Source organism: Streptoverticillium reticulum, from assembly GCF_047456005.1.
GTDB classification, from domain to species: domain Bacteria; phylum Actinomycetota; class Actinomycetes; order Streptomycetales; family Streptomycetaceae; genus Streptomyces; species Streptomyces reticulum.
In genome coordinates this window covers 1,484,790-1,502,409 of the sequence record NZ_CP179755.1, presented here as the reverse complement: position 1 = coordinate 1,502,409, position 17,620 = coordinate 1,484,790, and the positions used below count along the sequence as shown (strand labels likewise).

At 70.6% G+C, this 17,620-nt stretch carries 13 protein-coding genes; 7 read left to right on the top strand and 6 right to left on the bottom strand.

The window, feature by feature from the left end:
- Nucleotides 1-133: 133 nt before the first annotated feature.
- Both ACMATS_RS07015 and ACMATS_RS07010 read left to right on the top strand, forming a co-directional pair.
- Nucleotides 134-532 (top strand): hypothetical protein, encoded by a 399-nt coding sequence (locus tag ACMATS_RS07015; protein ID WP_414167318.1) that lies wholly within the window; start codon nt 134-136, stop codon nt 530-532.
- Nucleotides 529-2,649, top strand: a complete 2,121-nt coding sequence (locus tag ACMATS_RS07010) for an NB-ARC domain-containing protein (protein ID WP_414167317.1) — start codon at nt 529-531, stop codon at nt 2,647-2,649. Before ACMATS_RS07015 ends, ACMATS_RS07010 begins: the two co-directional genes overlap by 4 nt.
- Before the next feature lie 10 nt (nt 2,650-2,659).
- Here ACMATS_RS07010 and ACMATS_RS07005 read toward each other — a convergent pair whose 3' ends face one another.
- The 4 genes from ACMATS_RS07005 to ACMATS_RS06990 all read right to left on the bottom strand — a co-directional run bounded on the left by ACMATS_RS07005 (nt 2,660) and on the right by ACMATS_RS06990 (nt 7,539).
- The gene (locus ACMATS_RS07005) at nt 2,660-4,237 is read right to left on the bottom strand and encodes a hypothetical protein (RefSeq protein ID WP_414167316.1); all 1,578 of its coding nucleotides are present in this window, start codon (nt 4,235-4,237) and stop codon (nt 2,660-2,662) included.
- Nucleotides 4,238-4,568: 331 nt separating this feature from the next.
- On the bottom strand, nt 4,569-5,363 hold the full coding sequence (locus ACMATS_RS07000) for a hypothetical protein (RefSeq protein ID WP_391156674.1): 795 nt from the start codon (nt 5,361-5,363) through the stop codon (nt 4,569-4,571).
- A 41-nt stretch (nt 5,364-5,404) separates the two neighbouring features.
- A complete protein-coding gene (locus tag ACMATS_RS06995; RefSeq protein ID WP_391156672.1) occupies nt 5,405-6,997 on the bottom strand; it encodes a S1 family peptidase in 1,593 nt (530 codons plus the stop codon).
- A 53-nt stretch (nt 6,998-7,050) separates the two neighbouring features.
- Nucleotides 7,051-7,539 (bottom strand): hypothetical protein, encoded by a 489-nt coding sequence (locus ACMATS_RS06990; RefSeq protein ID WP_414167315.1) that lies wholly within the window; start codon nt 7,537-7,539, stop codon nt 7,051-7,053.
- A 396-nt stretch (nt 7,540-7,935) separates the two neighbouring features.
- Here ACMATS_RS06990 and ACMATS_RS06985 point away from each other — a divergent pair, with 396 nt between their 5' ends.
- From ACMATS_RS06985 to ACMATS_RS06965, 5 genes are all read left to right on the top strand, one after another.
- On the top strand, nt 7,936-11,250 hold the full coding sequence (locus ACMATS_RS06985; protein ID WP_414167314.1) for an ALF repeat-containing protein: 3,315 nt from the start codon (nt 7,936-7,938) through the stop codon (nt 11,248-11,250).
- Between the two features lie 71 nt (nt 11,251-11,321).
- Nucleotides 11,322-11,705, top strand: a complete 384-nt coding sequence (locus ACMATS_RS06980; RefSeq protein ID WP_414167313.1) for a hypothetical protein — start codon at nt 11,322-11,324, stop codon at nt 11,703-11,705.
- A 460-nt stretch (nt 11,706-12,165) separates the two neighbouring features.
- Nucleotides 12,166-12,660, top strand: coding sequence for a helix-turn-helix domain-containing protein (locus ACMATS_RS06975; protein WP_390779651.1), 495 nt, complete (start codon nt 12,166-12,168; stop codon nt 12,658-12,660).
- A 74-nt stretch (nt 12,661-12,734) separates the two neighbouring features.
- Nucleotides 12,735-13,325, top strand: a complete 591-nt coding sequence (locus ACMATS_RS06970) for a hypothetical protein (RefSeq protein WP_391156714.1) — start codon at nt 12,735-12,737, stop codon at nt 13,323-13,325.
- Entirely contained in the window at nt 13,315-14,529 is a 1,215-nt protein-coding gene (locus ACMATS_RS06965; RefSeq protein ID WP_391156666.1) for an MAB_1171c family putative transporter, read from the top strand. The genes ACMATS_RS06970 and ACMATS_RS06965 overlap by 11 nt, the downstream gene beginning before the upstream one ends.
- Nucleotides 14,530-15,057: 528 nt before the next feature.
- On the opposite strand, the gene ACMATS_RS06960 is transcribed toward ACMATS_RS06965, so the two are convergent.
- On the bottom strand, nt 15,058-15,645 hold the full coding sequence (locus ACMATS_RS06960) for a YIP1 family protein (RefSeq protein WP_390779649.1): 588 nt from the start codon (nt 15,643-15,645) through the stop codon (nt 15,058-15,060).
- A gap of 90 nt (nt 15,646-15,735) precedes the next feature.
- Complete coding sequence (locus tag ACMATS_RS06955) at nt 15,736-17,289, bottom strand: APC family permease (RefSeq protein WP_391156664.1); 1,554 nt, start codon at nt 17,287-17,289, stop codon at nt 15,736-15,738.
- Nucleotides 17,290-17,620: the final 331 nt, after the last annotated feature.

Sequence of the window (17,620 nt, the reverse complement as noted above, 5' to 3'; positions counted from 1 at the left end):
ACGCGGGGGAGGCGGGTGACGAGAGCCCGGCACGACAGGATTCACCGGGACGCCGCACAAGGCGTGTCCGGGGCCCGCGGTAGCCTGGGCCCGACATGAGCTGTTCGAGCTGCTCGGGTGGGGGAGTTGACTGATGGTCGATCCGGTGTCCTTGGGTGCGGTGACCACTGCCGTGACGGCTGCTGCGGGTTCCGTGGGGACGGAAGCCGGCCGCCAGGCGTGGGAGTCCCTGACGGGCCTCGTCCGCCGCGCGTTCGGCCGCGGCCGCGAGGAGGAGGGCGACAGCGGCACGCTGGTGCTGCCGCTCGACCCGCAGGACCGCGAACAGGTGCAGGAGCTGTCGGCCCTGATCTTCGGTCAGGCCCGGCAGGATGCGCGGTTCGCCGCGGAGTACCGGGAATGGGAGGAGCGGGCGGCGCGGCTGCAGGTGTCGGTGGACAACAGCCGGGTGACGAACACGGTGTCGCGGTCGCGGGTCGACGGGCCGCTGATCCAGGGGAGGGACCTGAACATCACCTGGAACAGCAAGTGACGGACGTCCGGTCCTGCAACCACGTCGAGGGCAGTTCCGCAGAACTCATCGTCCAGGCCGGCGGGGACGTGGTCCTCTGCTACCAGTGCGGCACCGTCGAGCCGCCGACTCCGCACGAAGTGCCGGGCTGCACCGGGCTGTTCGTCAATCGAGACGGTGAACTCCTCGACCTCGGCGAATGGCTGGTTCCCGGCACCGGACCGACCCGGATCATCGTCATCAGCGGTCTGAAGGGCATCGGCACCAGCAGCGTCGTACGGCGGTGGGTGGAACTGGAGTCCGGCCGCTACCCAGGCGGGGAGATCTACGTCGATTTCGCCGCACTGCGCGGGCCGTCCGGCGCCTGTGACGTCTCCGAAGGACTGGCCCGCTGCCTGCGCACCTCCTTCGGCGTGACGAAGGACTTCCTTCCTGCGACGCTGGCCGAGCGCACGAACCTCTACCGCACCCATGCCGCCCGGAGCGGGCCCCTCCTGGTCGTCCTGGACGACGTCACCCAGCCTGCGCAGATCAGGCCCTTCATCCCGGCTGCGCCCGGCAGCGCCGTACTCGTCACCAGCAGCCGACGCCTCGACGAGCTGATCGGGGACGGCGCCCGGCTGATGCCGTTGAAGCCCCTCGACGCGGCGAGCGGCGTGCTCCTGCTGGCAAAGGTGTGCGGCGAGAACCGGGTGGCGGCGGAGCGCGAGGCCGCCGAGCGGCTCGTGGAGCTCTGCGGCGGGCTGCCCATCGCCCTCACGATCGTGGCCACGAGGCTGGCGCGGCGCTCCCGGCTCGGTTTCGCCGCGCTCGCGGACGAACTCGCCCACGAGGACCGCCGGTTGGCAGCTCTCGCGGGCGGTGAACGCAGCGTCTCCGCAGCTGTCTCCCTGACCTGCAGCGACCTGACGGCCGATGCACTCCGGCTGTACCGCCGACTCGCGCTGCTCCCGGGCCGGGCCTTCGACGCGGAGACCGCGGCCGCCCTGACCGGGTGCTCCGTCGCCACCGCGCAGCCCTTGCTGGAAGAGCTCGACGACGCCAGCCTCTTGGAGGATGCCGTGGGCGAATTCCGCTACACCCTCCACGACCTCGTACGCCTGCACGCGCGCGGCCTCGCGGAGCAGGACGAGCCCGAAGCGGAACGGGAAGCCGCGGTGCGCCGGGTCATCGACCTCCACGTCGTCCGGGCGGCGTTCGCCGACCGTGCGATCATGGGCAAGCGGCTGCGGATCACCGATCATGACGTCGTCCTCGCCGGACACGAAGACCCCTTCACCGGGCCGGGCGCGCGCGATGCCGCGCTCGCCTGGCTGGAAGCCGAGCGTACGGACCTGCTCGCCGCGGTACGGGTCGCACACGCCCGCGGCCTCGACCAACAGGCCTGGCAGCTCGCCGAATCGCTCACCGCGCTCTACTTCCACCACCGGCACCTCGCCGACTGGATCGAGTCCGGCACCCTGGGCGCCGACTCCGCCACGCGCCTCGGCGCCCGGGACGCCGAGGCGAGGCTCCGCAGCCTGGTGTCCCGGCCGTTGATGGACGTCGGCGATGCCGGCCGGGCCGGGGAGCAGATCGAGAAGGCCGTCGAACTCGCCGAGGAGTCCGCACATCCGGTGCTGCGCGCATCCGTCCCCGAGTTCGCCGGCCGGTACTGGGACCACGTCGACAAGGCCCGGGCGCTCACGTGGTACGAGCTCTCCCTCCAGCGCAACATCGAGGCCGACGAACCCCGGGGCGCCGCTCTCGCCCGGCTGTTCATGGGCAGCACGCTGCTCGCCTCCGGCGAGCACGAACGAGCCCTGGCCACCCTGCAAGAGGCCTACGAGCAGCTCGCCGAGCGGAAGGACGTGCGCATGGCCGGCCGGGCCCTGGCGGCCCTGGGTCACGCACACGACAGCCTGGGGCGCGAGGACGAGGCCGTCCACACCCTGGAGCGCGCGGCAGGGATGCTGAACGCGACACAGGCCGTCTTCTACGAGGCCCAAGTCTGCGAGGAACTGGCCGACATCGCCCGGCGCCGCACCGACCGCGCGGCCGAGCGCCGTCACCTGGAGCGGGCGCTGGAGATCCACGAGGCGGGCGGCAGCCCCCGCGCGGAGGAACTGCGCAAGCGGTTGGGCGGTCTGGAGGGGTGACCCCGGGCCCTCAGCCCTCGGTCGCCCGGTGCTCCCGCAGCGTCAGATCCTCCTCGTGCCGCCCGACGCGCAGCGTCACCGTTCCCGTCAGGGGACGCCGTGCCCGGAAGCGGGCATAGACCACGGCCCCGGCCAAGGACGGGTCCGTCGCTGTCGACTCCACCGCGCGGCCGTTACGGAACAGGACCACCGAACCGCCCGCTACCGGTACGGCCGCCAGCAGGCTGCCCGGCAGTTCGTCCAGCAGCCGGCGGGCCCGCCCCACGGCGGCGTCCGCCGAACCGGCCCGTACCCGCGAGGTGATCACGGACGCGCTCGTGAGCTGCCGCAGGTCCTGTTCCTCCTCGTCACAGGAGAGGTGGCCGAACTCCGCGTCCCCGTCGCCCTCGTCCTGGTCGCCACCGGCCGCTGCAGGCCACCGTCGTACCGTGACGTCCCGATCCGCACCGGACGTGCGGACCCACATCGCCGTGACCTCACCCGGCCCGGCCTCCGGCACCGGCCACCGGTGCAGCGGCGGCGCACCTGCCGCAACCGGTTCCGGCAGCTTCATCAGCTCGTACAGCGCGGACCGCAACTGCTCCAGCGACCGGCCCGGTTCGGCGAAGGCCTCGCCCGCCACCTTCGTGATGCGCTCCGCATCGTGCTCCGCCACCGCCCGCTCCAGTTGTGCCGCGAACGGGGCGTGCGGGTCCAGGCGCGGGGTGATGCGGCCCAGTTCGGCCATGGGGGTGCCGGGCACGGATTCCTCGCCGAAGGCGGCGAGCAGCAACGGGGTGCCGACCGCCGCACCGTAGAAGGTCACCGAGCCGTGGTCGCCGATCACCGCGTCCGCCGCGAGGAGCGCGGCCTGCCAGCCGCGGTGGGGCGGTATCAGCAGCAGCCCGGAGTCCAGTGCGGCCGCCTCCACCGCGCGGACCTGCCACGTGCCGTGCGCGGACCAGATGTTGGGGTGCAGGACGGCGGCGACCCGGTACTCGTCCAGCGGCAGCTCGCCCAGCAGCCGTTGCGGGAGCAGCGGGTCCGTGCCCAGCAGGGACTGCTCTCCCCAAGTGGAGCTGACGAGCACCAGCTTCCGCCCCTCCCGCAGCCCGAGTGCCTCGCGGTACCGCGTGCGCAGCATCCGTGACGCCAGCAGACGGTCGTGGCAGGGGTCGCCGATGAGGAAGGTGCGTTCCGCGAGGGCCGGGTGATGCTCGGCGAGTTGGCGGATCTGGTCGGGGTGGGAGACGGCGTGCCAGGCGCGCGGGTCGTCCATTACGCCGGAGAGCCGTCGTCCGGTTCCGCGGGCGTCGGGGACGAGCTTGTGGAAGCCGACGCCGTGCGGGAGCACGAGGACGGGGCAGTCGACCCCGGTCAGGTCGATGTTCTCGCTCGCGGAGACGACGAGGTCGCACGCGGTGCGCGAGAGCTGGCCCCAGGGCATGACCCGGGCGCCTGCCGCGTGGAGGAGGTCGAGGACACCGTCACCGAATGCGGAGCCGGGGTCGAAGGCGAAGACGACGTCGACGCGCGGGTCGGAGCGGAAGAGCGCGGGGAGCGTTTCGAGGAGCCGGACGGCCGAGGTGACCGTGCGCGCTGCCGTCACCAGGGTCCGTTTGCCCGGAAAAGTCCGCCAACGGCGGGTCTCGGCGCCCACCGGCACCACCAGATCTCCCGGCTCCCGGCTCCCGGCTCCCGGCTCCCGGCTCCCGGCTCCCGGCTCCCGGCTCCCGGCTCCCGGCTCCCGGCTCCCGGCTCCCGGCTCCCGGCTCCCTCGGTATGGTTCCAGTACCGTCTCGCAAGTTGCTTTGCAACCCCTTTCCCCACCCTTTCCCGCTGCCGGTGCGCACTGCGCTGCAGCCCACCGTAGATCACACACAGCCGAGCGCCCGGGTAGGCCCAGGCGCTCGGCAACGGTCAGGATCGTCGAGGTTCGGTCAGCGGTGAGAACGAAGGTCGTCGATGGGCATGCCCACCACCGGGCTCAGCGTCTTCTGGGACCGGGCCCGGGCTTCACCGTCCATGCCGTAGAGGGTCACGGTGACCTTCCCGGGCTGGGCATTTGCGGTCATCCACTCTACGTACGTGGTGTGCTTGACGCCGTCGCACTTCAGATCCTGCCCGCTCTTCACTCCGTCGAGCGTACGGGTGGTCGCGGGGTGCTGAGGCGACGGAAGGGTGGCCGACACGCTCACGTGGTCCGTGCCTGCTGCGCACGCGTAGTCGAAGGAGACGGCGACGGAGGCTGCGACTCCCGTGCCGGTGTAGAGCGTTCGGGCGTTCACGTACGGAGCGGTGATGGATGCCTCTTCAGCGGCAGTTTCAGCGTCCTCGGCCGCCTTGCGGGCGTCCTCCTCGGCCCGGGCTGCGCGGGCCGCTGCCTCGGCGGCCTCGGCCGCCTTACGGGCCTCTGCCGAGGCCCGAGCCGCCCGGGGGTCGGACGCGGCCTGGGCGGCGGCCTCGGCTGCCTTGCGGGCGTTCTCCGCGGCCTGGGCAGCGGCCTCGGCTGCCTTGCGCGGGTCCTTCGCGGCCTGAGCCGCCCGGGCATCGGCCTCGGCCTTCGCCGCGGCGTCGGCAGCCTTCTGGGCTTCCTCCGCCGCCTTCGTGGCCGGGCCGGTGTCGCTCTTCGGCGCGGCCGTGACGGGGACGGCGGTCGCCGCGGGCGCGGCGATGCCGAGTGCGGCGGCGATCAGGACGGAAGCCCCGGCAGCGCGGAACGTGGCGCGGTTCATCGAGGTACTCCTTGCGAGATGCAGAGAAATGGGGGGAGGGATCAGCCGACGAGCTGGATCTCGGAGTGCGTGCCGTTGGCGTCCACGCCCGGGTAGTAGCTCAGGTTGCCGTTGTTCCAGCGGATGAGGATGTCGTTGGGACGGCCGCCCGCGTCGGTGAAGTTGCCGACCGTGATCTGCGCGGCGTTGCCCCAGGCCGAGTGCTCGGGGCGGAGCTGGACGCGGCCGTGGTAGCCGGCGGTGTCCACGCCGGGGAGGATCTGGGTCTGGGCGTCGTTCCAGCGGATCATCAGGTCGGCGGTCTTCTTCCCGGTGAACTCACCCGCGTTCATCTGAACGGCGCTGAACCAGCCGTCCTGCGGCAGCGTTGTCTCCTTCGCGACGCCGTTCTTGCCGGTGTCGGAGTACATCGATGTTGAGCCGTTGTCCCACAGGACGACCAGGTCGTCCCGCAGGTTGTTCGTGGTGAAGCGGCCGGCGGTGATCAGGCGGGCGCGCTGCCAATCTTCGGAGTAGGCGAGGGTCTTCTCGTCGTGGAAGCCCTTCTCGTCGACGTGCGTGTACGTCGAGAGCTTGCCGCTGGCCCACCGGACGGTGAGGCCGTCGGAGCCGTTGTCGGTGTACTTGCCACCGGTGACGGCCACCGCGTTCTTCCAGTAGCTGCCCGCGCCTTCCATCGGGTACTCGGCGGCGAAGGGGAGCTTGGGGTCGTTGTGGTCGGAGCCCTGGAAGAGGCTGGCCGAGCCGTCCTTCCACACCACGAACAGGTCCATGCGGCGCTTGCTGTCGGCCGTGGCGCCACCGCCGGTGAAGTGGCCCGAGGCGAGGTGGACGGCGTTCTTCCAGTCGTGCCGCGTGAGTAGGGTGCGCGCGTAGGTCTGCTGGATCCAGTCGGTGATGTCGTCGACGCGGGATCCGGCGGCTCCCCGGCGGGTCTCGTTCGCGTCCGTGCCCCAGCAACCGCCCTGCCAGGCAGCGGTGTTGACCGCCACGAGCTCGACGGCACCGTTCTTCTCACGGAAGAGCGGTGCGCCGCTGTCGCCCGAGCAGATGCTCGCGTCGGCGGGGGCCTTGCCGGTGACGCCGAGAGCGGTGTCGGAGACCGTGTCGACGCCGAAGACGCCGGTGTGCATGCGGTCGGGTGCCCACTCGTCCTTGGTGCGGCCGTAACCGGTGGCCCGGAGGTCCTCGCCCTGACGCGGTGCGGTGGTGCTGAGAGCAACAGGGGTGATGCCCTCAACGGCCTTGGCCAGCTTCACCATGACCATGTCGCGGTCGCCGCGGGGAACCAGTTCGACGGCGGCGACCGTGGTGCCGCTCTCCGTCGAGAGGTCGGTACGGCCGACCGTGACCGTGGTCTTCTGCTTGGGGGCGCCGGCCGGGACGCGGTAGTCCTGGGCGGGGTCGTCTGCGAAACAGCTGGCGGACGTGAGTACCCACTGGCTCTCCACCAGTGCGCCGGCACAGCTGCGCTCCCCGTTCCCGAGGGTGAGCTTCGCGGTGAAGGCGTACTGGCCGTCCTTGGCCTCGTCGCCGACGAGGGCGTGTGCCTGAATGCCCGTCAGTACGGCGGAGGCAAGGGATCCGGCGAGAAGTCCTGCCGTCCATGCGGCGCGTGAGGTCTTGCGAGACATGACTTTTCCTTGAATATGCAAAGAGTGAAGGTGCAACAACCGGGAAGCGCCGACTACTTCTTGGCGTTGATCTCGAGCAGGGAGAAGTCACGGCCCTGCGGGTCGGTGGTCTTGCCGACCGACGTCCACGTGTTCTTGTCCAGCGCGAACGACTTGTCCTCGGAGTCCGTCTGCATGTGGACGTTCACGTCGTAGTTGTTGCCCTTCGCCCCGTAGACGCGGGGGAGTTGGAGGCTCAGGTATCCGGACTTGCCGGTGACCCGGAAGCAGTACCTGCCGTTGCCGACCGGGTCGAGCTGGGACATGCCGGAGGCCGAGACCTCGATGAGGTCGGGGCGACTGTCGCAGGTGACGAGGGTGATGTGCCCGTCGCCGCTCTTCAGCAGGATGCCGCGTTCCTTGAAGATCTTGTCGGCTTGTGGGTACTGGAAGGTCTCGACGGTGTGGGGCGGGGTGTCCGCAGCGATGGCGTCGGCGGAACCGGCCACAGCCGCGACCGTCATGACGGAGCCGACGGTCAGCAGGCGAGAGAACGACCTCATTGATCCTTGCCTTGTCAACAGAGCAATGGGAAAGAGATGAGAAAATGCATGGCGAAAAGCTGGCATGCGTGCCTGTCCGGCAAGGAAACGGGACGAGTTGGTCGGACCCCCGGTATCAATGCCCGGCCTGACGGCGTACTTGCTGCCCCCGCGCCACCCGGACCGGCGGACTATTGATATCACCTGAGGCCGATGTCTGGAAACGTTACTGAGGGTCCGTCACACCCGACTGAGTCCGTTGGTGTCACGCCTAGTTGGTGATACTGGCGGTTCACTGCCCTTGGTGCCGTACATCACATGCACCCCTCTTGCCGGTTTCCCCTACGATCTTGCGCGCGCGGCCCAACTGCCGCGTATGGCAGGAAGCTTCGGTCCTGGCAGAATTTTTGAGGGGATATGACCGACAACACTTCCATATCGAGTCGGCCGCGCAACGGCCTGCGTGTCAGACTCACCGCCTTAACAGCCCTGACCATGGCTGTGGCGGTCTTCGGCGCCTCGGCGGCACAGGCCGCACCCGCCGACCCCGGCGCGCCGCCGCTCCCGGCCGACGCCCGGGCCCAGGTGGTCGAGGCGTGGAACCTCGGGGGGAACTCCACCAAGGACGCGGCCGCACAGGCGTTGACCGGCAGCGACGCGGACATCGACGCCTTCCTGAGACAGGGCCTCGACCGAGCCCGGGCAGAGGACGAGCGGTTCGCCGTCCTGAAGATGCTCAGTACCGCCGGAGACAGCGTTCGCGATGCCGCCTCCAAGGCGCTGAGCGGGTCGGACGCGGACATCCGCGCATTCGTGCAGGACGGATACAAGGGCCCGCTGAAGGACGACCAGCGGGTCGCCGTCCTCAGGGAGATGAGCAACGGCGGGGACGCCGTCCGCCGCGCCGGTGACGCCGCGCTCAAGGACGGTTCGCCCGAGGCTCTGACCGGGTTCCTCACCAAGGGGCTGTCCGCGGCCCAGGAGGAGGACGACCGGGTCGAGGTCCTGAAGGTCATGAACTCCGGCGGTCCCGAGGTGAAGAAGCTCGGGGACCGCGCGCTCAAGGGGTCGGCCCAGGACCTCCGGGACTTCCTGGACAAGGGCCAGTACCTGGCCCGTTCGCGCGACCAGGAATCGCTGACGGTGGCTCAGCTCGCGCAGGTGGCCGAGGACGCGGGCAAGCGGGCCAAGATCGAGACCGACGCGGCCAAGGAAGCCGGCGCCCGCGCCGCTGACGCCGCGGCAAAGGCCAAGGCCGCCGCGCAGAAGGCGGCGCAGGAGACCCAGGCCGCCAAGGGTGACCTGAAGCGGGCGGGCGTGTACGCCAACCGGGCCGCTGCTGCGGCCGAGGGCGCCGCCGATGCGGCCCGCACGGCGATCGATGCCTCCAACACCGCTGTCCAGGCCGCCCGTACGGCCGCCTCCGCTGCCTCCGCCGCGGCTGCCGCCGCCGCGGCTGCCGGAGAGGCCGCCGCACGTGCCTTCTCCGCCGCCTCTGCAGCCGAGGGCGACGCAAGCCAGGCCGCGGCTGCGCGCCATGCTGCCGACAACGCACGCGACGCTGCAGTCGGAGCGCGCAACGCGGCCGAATCCGTCGTACACGCCGTCGAGGCCACCGTCGACGCCGTCGCCGCCGGTGCCGCGGCGGCTCGTGCTGCGCAGGACGCCGCCGCCACCGCAGCCGCCTCGGCGGAAGCCAGCGCCGATGCGGGCGAGGCGACCGAGCAGTCACGCCGGGCTCAGCAGGCCGCGGCCGAGGCCAAGGACGCCGCGGACCGGGCGACTGAGGCGGCCGAGCGGGCCCAGGCGCTCGCCAACCAGGCCGGCGATGCCGCTCGTGCGGCCCGCCAGGCGGCCATCAGCGCCGCCGGTCACGCCGAGAAGGCCGCCAAGGCGGCCGATGAGGCCGCAGCCCAGGCGGGCAAGGCGCACGACTGGGCGAACAAGGCCACTGAGCACGCCAATGCCGCCATCGAGGCGGCGAAGACCGCCACCGACGCCGTCACGCAGGCGCAGAACGTCGAGAAGACCGCCCGCGAGGCGGAGAAGGCAACGCTCGATGCCGACACCAAGGTCGGCATCGAGGAAGCCGAGGCGCAGAAGAAGGACGACCGGAACGCACGTGCCTGGATGGCCGGCCTGCAGAAGCGGGACGGCGTCGTCGACGACGCCACCAAGCAGCTGCTGGACCAGGCCGCCGCGCCCGGAACCGACGGCAGGACCGTGGCCGGCCTCGGTCGCAAGGCCGCCGTCAACCTGATGGGCAGCACGGGCACCTGGACACGAACGGCTGCCGAGATCGCCCTCTCCGGCACGGACAGCGACGTCGTCTCGTGGGTCACGACGAACCGGGCACAGGCCCAGCAGCAGGACAACAGGGAGAAGATCCTCTACCTCGCCAGGATCGGCAGCACCACGCTGGCCCAGGCCGCGCAGAAGACGCTGGCGGCCGGTGACCCTGCGCAGGTGGAGAAGTTCCTGACCCAGGGCGCATACGACGTCCAGGCCGAGGACTACCGCATCCAGGTCCTCAAGGTCATGGACGGAGCTGGCAAGGCGGTCAAGGACGCCGGCAGCGTGGCCCTGCAGGACGGCAGCGTCAAGGCGATGAACGCCTTCCTCGTCAGCGGTTACCAGGACGCCCTGGCCGAGGACGACCGGGTCGAGACGCTCCGCATCATGAACGACGGCGGCGACAACGTGAAGGCCGCCGCCAAGGTGGCGATGGCCGGCCCCGTCGCGATGCAGCACGACTTCGTGGCCCGCGTCCAGTACAAGGCCGCACAGCTCGACCAGGACACCGCGACCCATGTGGCCTCCGTCCAGGCGATGATCTCCAACGCGGCGCGCAGCGCAGCCCTGGCGAACCAGAACGCCTTCGAGGCCTACAAGGTCGCCGCCTGGGCCCGTCACAAGGACGCCGAGGCCAGTGAATGGGCCGGCAAGGCCCGGGCGTCGGCCAACGAGGCCAAGGGCTATGCCGAACAGGCACAGCAGAAGGCCCGTGAGGCTGATGCCTCGGCCGCCGCAGCCGCGGCGTCCGCCCAGAAGGCCCAGGAGGCCGCCGCGACGGCCCGTCAGGCCAGCCGCCAGGCCAACTACTCGGCCAGCCAGGCCGAGGCGTCGGCCGAGCAGGCCGTCGCCTCGGCGGCCAGCGCGCAGGAGTCGGTGCTTATGGCGCGCCAGTCCGAACTCGACGCGGGCAGGAACGCGGATGCCGCATCCGCGGCGGCCACCGTTGCCTGGGGCAGTGCCATGGCCAAGGTGGCGCAGCAGGTCTTCGGCGACCTCACGCAGACGGTGCAGAACAAGGACACGACCGTCAAGCCGACCGACGACCCCGGCAACGACGAGATCAAACTGACCGCCAGCGACTCTCCCAAGAATCACGAGACTGCCAAGGAGTGGGCAAAGTACCTCAAATATGCGGGGATGGCCTCGGGGTTCGTCGCCACCTGGCTCGGAAAGGTCCCGCCGGTGGGGCCCTGGGGGGAAGCGGCGCAGGGCGCTTCGAAGGTGTTCAAGTACGGGGGGTGGGGCATGACCGGGTTCTCGTACGGGCTGCAGCTCTACTCCAAGGGATATTTCGACGACTGGCACGTCCAGAAGGTCATCCAGGAAGGGGCCGACTGGACCCTTGACTACGCCGGCGTTCCCTTCCGCAGCGGACAACACCGGTCCGTGCGGGTCGTCAGGCGCATCGTCTCCGGGATCTCGAGTCTTTTCGACTGACCAACTTCGCATGAGACAACTCTTCCGGGGCCCGTCCGAGCGGGCCCCGGAAGGGGTCCGAGGAGCATGACATGTACCACCCCTCCCTTCCCACAGCTGCCTGGTGGGCCATCAGCATCGCCACGACCGTGGCGTTCCTGGCGTACTTCGTCCCGCTCATGGAGACCCGGCGACAGAAGATCAAGACGGCACTTGCCCCGCTGGAGATGATGGCGATCGGTGCAGCGCTCACCCTCGTCGGGTACCTCGGGGTCAATGAGGTCTACCCGATCTACTGCGCTGCGTTGCTGGCGATCCTTCTCATGTGCGTCGGGCGCAGGAAGGCCGTGAAAACGGCCTTCCATGGCCGGGGACAAGGCGGAGCACAGCAATACGGCAGGCCCACTGCCGGCATGTATGTGCAAATGCTGCTCTCCACGGGCGTTATGGTCGCGCTGGCGATCTGGGTTTCCTGATGACCGTGAGAACGTGAAGCCCTCCGGCCCGATGAGCCGGAGGGCTTCACACATGCGGGAACCGGGCACCGCGCAAAGCGCGAACGAGCAATCGGCGGACTGCATCGTGTCATACCTGCGCCATGGAGCCTGACGCAGCAGACCAGCTGCCGTAACACTGCCCTGATGCTGCGTCGGGACCCAGAACAGCTGCCCCGCCCGCCGGTTCCCGACGCCTGTGAGCCCCCGCCGCTGCCCGGCGCCCTGCGGCTCACCGTGGACGAGCCCTGTCCGCCCCCCACCCCACACCCCCGCCCTCAACCCCCGGTTAAGTCCTTCACCTGCTCGTAACCAGGGGCGGACTAGTGCTCGCCGCGCATCCCGTGGCACGATGCCCAACGCGGCCGGTACGGGCTTAACTGGCCGTGAAAGACGGCAGGACAGCAGGACCGCAGGGCTCGCGCGAACGGGGACGGGGCAGATGGCAGTCGGGGGGGAAAGGCCGGACAGGACGGCACGTGAGACGGGCAGTCCGCTTGCGCAGCGGCTCAACTACCTGTTCGCGAACATGCACCCGCCGGGTGCGCCGTACACCAACGGGCACGTGGCCGAGGAGATCAGCCGCGGGGCCGAGGAGTACGGCGGCGTCTCGCTGACCGAGCAGTACCTGTCGATGCTGCGCAACGGCAGGCGGGCCAACCCGAGCCCGGACGTGCTGCGGGCGCTGGCGAAGTTCTTCGCCGTGCCCGTCGGCTATCTGATGGGCGACCTGTCGGCCTCCCAGGCCGCACGGGTCGAGGAGGAGGTCCGCTTCCTCGTCGCCATGAGGGATCAGCGCGTACGGGCGATCGCCCTGCGGTCGGTGGGGCTCCCGCCGGAGGTGCAGGACAGCCTGACCACCATCATCTGCCAGTTCCGGCAGCAGATGAACCTCCCCGCCGACCCACCGGGCACGGGGGGAGGGGAACACCCGTGACCGTCACGGCAGAAGCGCACGAGGAGCGGCTCTTCACGCATTGGCGGCGTACCGAGGACGAGGACGGTGCAGGCATGCGAGTGGGGCGGATACGACGGCGGTGCAAGCAGCTCATCCACGAGCTCGCGCTGCCCGCGTCGACCGATCTCCAGGGCATGTGCGACGCCGTCGCCCGCCACGTGGGCCGGCCCCTCCACCTGGTGCCGATGAGCCTGGACGGCGTGGTCTCCGGCATGACGGCCACCACGGACGACGCGTTCTGGATCGTCTACGAGCAGAAGACCTCCCCCTGGCACCAGGTGCACATCGTGCTGCACGAGATCGGCCACCTGCTGCTGGGCCACGACCAGGACCCGGCCGTCACCGAGGACGCGCTCAAGGTGTGGACCCCGTCCGTCGACGTGGCCACCGCCATGCGACGCCTGGGCCTGACCATGGGCCTGGCCCGCCACCACTGCTACGACAACCTCACCGAGCGCGAGACCGAGATCCTCGGCACGCTGCTGATGGCCCGCGTCGTGCCCCCGCCGCCGGGCCAGGAGGCCCGGTTGGAGGGACAGGCGGCCGAGCTCGCCGCCTCGCTCGGGCCCGCGCTGCAGCACGTGCGGAAGCAGATCCGCGAGTCGGGCGGCAGGCCGACGGAGGGCGGTGCCGGTGTTCTTTGACGCTCTCTACCTGACCTTCAGCGCCGTCACCTGGGCCATCGTCGGCTACAAGGCCCGCGCCTGGTTCCGCGACCGCGGCAACGTCGACCTGGGGCTGACCGCGCTGATGACCGCGGGCGTGCCCATCGTCTTCCTGTTCTCGGCGCCCAGCGTCTACCGCGCCTTCGACCGGCTGACCGGCGTGGCCAACCTGGCCATGGTGTTCCTCTACTCGGCCGTCGTGCTGTTCGCCTCCGGTGCCACCGTGCTGCTGCTGCGCTGGACCAGCCGCGGCGACGACGGATTCCACGCCCGCGCCGCCGCCCGGTCCCGGTTCGCCGTGGGCGTCGTCGCGGTGACCTGGGCAGCTGCCATTGTGTGCTTTGTGGTCGGACGCCCCGACGACGTGGAGCACCCGCGCGACTTCAGCACCGCCTACGCGAACGCCCCCGGCGTGGTCGCCTTCCTGGTGCTGTACCTGGCCATCTTCGGGACGAGCCTCGCCGGGCTCGGCTGGCTCTGCCCGCGCTACGCCCGCCGCATCGGCCGCTCCTGGCTCTCCAAGGGGCTGCGGACGCTGGCCGTCGGCTGCTGGCTGGGCCTGCTGTACTGCCTGTGCAAGCTCACCGGCTTCGTGCTCAGCTGGGCCGGGCACGAGGCGTACTGGCTCTCCAACGGCGTTGCCCCGATGAGCGCTTCGGTCGCCGCGCTGCTGGTCCTGCTGGGCTTCTCGCTGCCGGCCGTCGGCCCGCGGGCGGCCGCCTGGCGCCGGCTGCGCCGACTGCAGCCGCTGTGGGAGGAGGTCACCGCCCATGCCCCCGAGGTCACCATCGAGGAGTCCCGCTGGTCGGGCCGCTGGCCGTTCGCCGATCTGGAGTGGCGCGCCAACCGGCGCATGGCGGAGATCCGGGACATCCAGCGCGGCATCCGGCGCCATGTCGAGCCCGTGACGCTCGACGTGGCCCGGCGTCAGGCGCAGGCCGCCGGGCTGGACGAGCACCGGCTCGCCGCGGTGGTGGAGGCGGCGGCGCTCCGCCGCGGCCTGGCCAACCAGGTCACCGGGCACGTCGCGGCGCCCCACGCGGAGAGCGTGGTGGTGACCGTCAGCGCCGACCCGGCCGAGGAGCACGAGCACCTGGCCCGCGTCGCGGACGTCTACCACGACCCGCTGGTGGACTCCGTGCTCGCCGAACTGCGGGAGATCAGCGCGGCGCGCCGTCCCTGACGGCGCTGCCCTGGACGAGGCGGCCCTGGACGGGGGTCAAGGCCGCCTGCGCCGCAGACCCCGCGCCCCTGAGAAGGGGCGCGGGGAACTGCGCGGCCGGCCACCCAGGGGCGGACGGCCCCGGAACCGCTCCGGGAGCTGCGATCGAATCCGGACGGTCTCGGAGCGCCGGTTGAGGCGTTCGGCCGCCGGGAAGGGCCCGTGGCGCCGGTCATCCACCGCTTCCCGATGGAGGGTGTCGAGATCGGTGGAGTGACCGTTCCGGCCGGTGAGACGGCGTCGGCGGCCCTGCCGGAGCGCTTCGAGGATCCGGAACTCGACGTTCAGAGGGGGCAGTCGAGGCGTCGTCCGACCGTCCGGGCACGTGGCCTGATTTCGCTCCCCGCCCGCCGGTAACCGACAAAGCGAACAGGTTTTTGGTGCATAGCCCATCCTTGATGAGGTAGAACTGTTCTCGAGCCCGCCCGGTGTGCATCCCCCGTCGCACCGGGCGGGCCTTCGCGCACCGGTCGTCCGCCGGCCGGCCCGTCAGCCGCTTCCCGGGGGGAACTTGAGCAGGGCCACCGCCGCCACCATCTGGATCGCCACCGAGGCCACGGCCTTGTGCGTCGGCAGGTGGTGCTGACCGCGGATCAGCAGGGTGGCGATCACGCAGCCGAAGGCCGCGGTGACGGAAGCGGCCGCCTGCACCGGCACGGAGTCCGCCGGCAGCCAGGTGTTGAGGAACAGCCGCGGCAGGTCCGTCGCCCAGAAGACGACGGCGAACAGGCCGGTGGTCGGCGCGAACCGGCCGTTGCCGCCCAGCCGTCGGGCTATGGCGTGGGTGACGGCGCCGAGGAACAGGGTGGCCACCAGCGTCACCCCGGCGGCGATGGCCATGGCCTCCAGGGCGAGGACGGGGCTCACGCCCCACTGGACCCAGAAGGAGTCCTTGCCCAGCGTCCCCAGCGCTCCGCACAGCAGGCTGAGGAACATGGCCGCCCCCCAGACGCTCCGGTCCCGGGCTTCGTCGAGCACGTCGACGGGCCGATACCAGAGCCCGAATATCAGGTGGTGCCACAGCAGCCGGCGCGGCGTGGCAGGGGGTTTGGCGGAGGGAGCGGAGGTCACGGGCATGGGTGCCGTTTTATCACCGTTCGGCCACGAAGCCGGTGTCGGGCCGGACAAAGGTGATCAAGGCGGGCGGCCACGGGGGCCGGCCCGCCGTCAGGCGGGTGCGGGCTCCGTGCTGCCGGGGTCGTCCTCGGGGTCGCCGCCCGCTCCCGGAGCCGTGTCCGCGGGGGCGGGGTCCAGGTACTCCTCGCTGATCTCCCGCGGTCCGAACGGCCACACCTTCTCGTACGCCGCCCACAGCACGAAGGCCACACAGCCCGCCGCGACCCACACCAGCGACCACTCGATGGGGTGCCGCCCCGGGGAACTGCGGTCCGCGTAGCCGTAGATGACGATCCAGCCCACCGCCGCGACCACGCTGGGCAGCGGGTAGAGCCACATCCGGTACGGCCGCCGCAGGCCCGGCTGGCGGCGGCGCAGCACGGTGGCTGCCAGGACCTGGGACAGCGCCTGCACGATCACCATGACGGTGGTCAGCAGCTGGATCAGCGTGTTGAGGTCGGTGTGACGCCCGATCAGGAAGCCGATCGCGCCGATGACCCCCATCGTCACCAGCGGCAGCACCGGGAAGCGGTGCCGCGGGTGCAGGACGCCGAAGGGGCGGAAGAAGACCTTCTCCCGCGCGGCGTCGTAGGGCACCCGGGAGCCGCCGAGCAGCCCGGTGAAGACCGAGGCGAAGGCCGTGACGAGGATCAGCACGGTGACGACGTCCGCGGCGTGCTTGCCCCACGTCCGTTCCAGCACCGCCGAGGCCACCGAGGAGCCGGCCGTGGAGTTCGGGTCCAGCATCTCCTTCCAGTCGACGACCCCGAGGGTGCCGATCTGCAGCAGCAGATAGACCGTCATGATGCCGAAGATGGACCAGACGATGGCGCGCGGCAGGGTGCGTCCGGGATTCTTGATCTCGGCGCCCATGTACGCGGCCGTGTTGTAGCCGCCGTAGTCGTAGATGCCGATCGTCAGACCCGCGGCGAAGCCCAGCCAGAACTGATTGGACGTCACCTCGAAGGCGTGGGCGGGATAGGTGAAGGCGAGATGGGCGCTGAAGTGGGTGAAGGCCGCGATGATGACGAGGATGATGGAGGCGAGCATCACGCCCCACAGCACGGCGGTGATCCGCGCGATGTTCTCCACCCGCCGCCACAGCAGCGCGACGACCACCGCGATGAACACCAGCCCGGTGACGTCCCCTTGGGTCTGCGTCATCCCGGGCCACAGGTAGGCGAGGTACTGCACGAAGCCGATGACGCCCGTGGCCATCGCGAGCGGGATGAAGAGCATCGCCGTCCAGACGAACAGGAACGGCATCAGCTTGCCGGTGCGGTACTGGTAGGCCTGCCGCAGATACACGTAACTGCCGCCCGCGCCCGGCAGCGAGGCCCCCAGCTCGGCCCAGATCAGCCCGTCCGCGAGGGCCAGCACGGCGCCCGCGACGAAGCCGATGACGGCCTGCGGCCCGCCGAAGGCCGTGACCATGAGCGGAATGGTGACGAAGGGGCCTATCCCGCACATCTGGCTCATGTTGATGGCCGTCGCCTGGAACAGCCCGATGCGGCGCTCGAAGCCGACGTCCTGCCCGGTGGGCCTGTGGTCGGGACTGCGATCTCTGTCTGCTGCTGGGTCTGCTGCTGGGTTTTCTGCTGCCATGGCGATCAGCCCTCTCTCGTCGCGCACTGCTGCACTCGTAGCACCGGCCTGCATGACCGTCCATCACATGCGGACATCCGCACAGAAGTGTCGGTACCCGTTCCGCTGCATGGGCATGGCAATTGCCACATCTTTGCCACCGCCTGAGGTCAGGGCGCTAAGGTGGCCCGGCCGTGGTGTTCGGGAAGACCGGTGGCGGGCCCTAGGGCCCGTCCGATGGGTCAGCACGGGCCCCGCGGCGCCTGGCACGGCACCTCGCTGCGTTGTCGCATCACCCGAGTACGCCCAGTACGCGGGTGATGCTCCGCCTTGCGATGCTCCCCCAGCTACC

What these genes read in the sequence shown, in the direction of transcription:
- ACMATS_RS07015 (WP_414167318.1), top strand. Translation starts at nt 134, where the DNA reads ATGGTCGATCCGGTGTCCTTGGGTGCGGTGACCACTGCCGTGACGGCT.
- ACMATS_RS07000 (WP_391156674.1), bottom strand. Translation starts at nt 5,363, where the DNA reads ATGAACCGCGCCACGTTCCGCGCTGCCGGGGCTTCCGTCCTGATCGCC.
- ACMATS_RS06995 (WP_391156672.1), bottom strand. Translation starts at nt 6,997, where the DNA reads ATGTCTCGCAAGACCTCACGCGCCGCATGGACGGCAGGACTTCTCGCC.
- ACMATS_RS06990 (WP_414167315.1), bottom strand. Translation starts at nt 7,539, where the DNA reads ATGAGGTCGTTCTCTCGCCTGCTGACCGTCGGCTCCGTCATGACGGTC.
- ACMATS_RS06985 (WP_414167314.1), top strand. Translation starts at nt 7,936, where the DNA reads ATGACCGACAACACTTCCATATCGAGTCGGCCGCGCAACGGCCTGCGT.
- ACMATS_RS06980 (WP_414167313.1), top strand. Translation starts at nt 11,322, where the DNA reads ATGTACCACCCCTCCCTTCCCACAGCTGCCTGGTGGGCCATCAGCATC.
- ACMATS_RS06975 (WP_390779651.1), top strand. Translation starts at nt 12,166, where the DNA reads ATGGCAGTCGGGGGGGAAAGGCCGGACAGGACGGCACGTGAGACGGGC.
- ACMATS_RS06970 (WP_391156714.1), top strand. Translation starts at nt 12,735, where the DNA reads ATGCGAGTGGGGCGGATACGACGGCGGTGCAAGCAGCTCATCCACGAG.
- ACMATS_RS06960 (WP_390779649.1), bottom strand. Translation starts at nt 15,645, where the DNA reads ATGCCCGTGACCTCCGCTCCCTCCGCCAAACCCCCTGCCACGCCGCGC.
- ACMATS_RS06955 (WP_391156664.1), bottom strand. Translation starts at nt 17,289, where the DNA reads ATGGCAGCAGAAAACCCAGCAGCAGACCCAGCAGCAGACAGAGATCGC.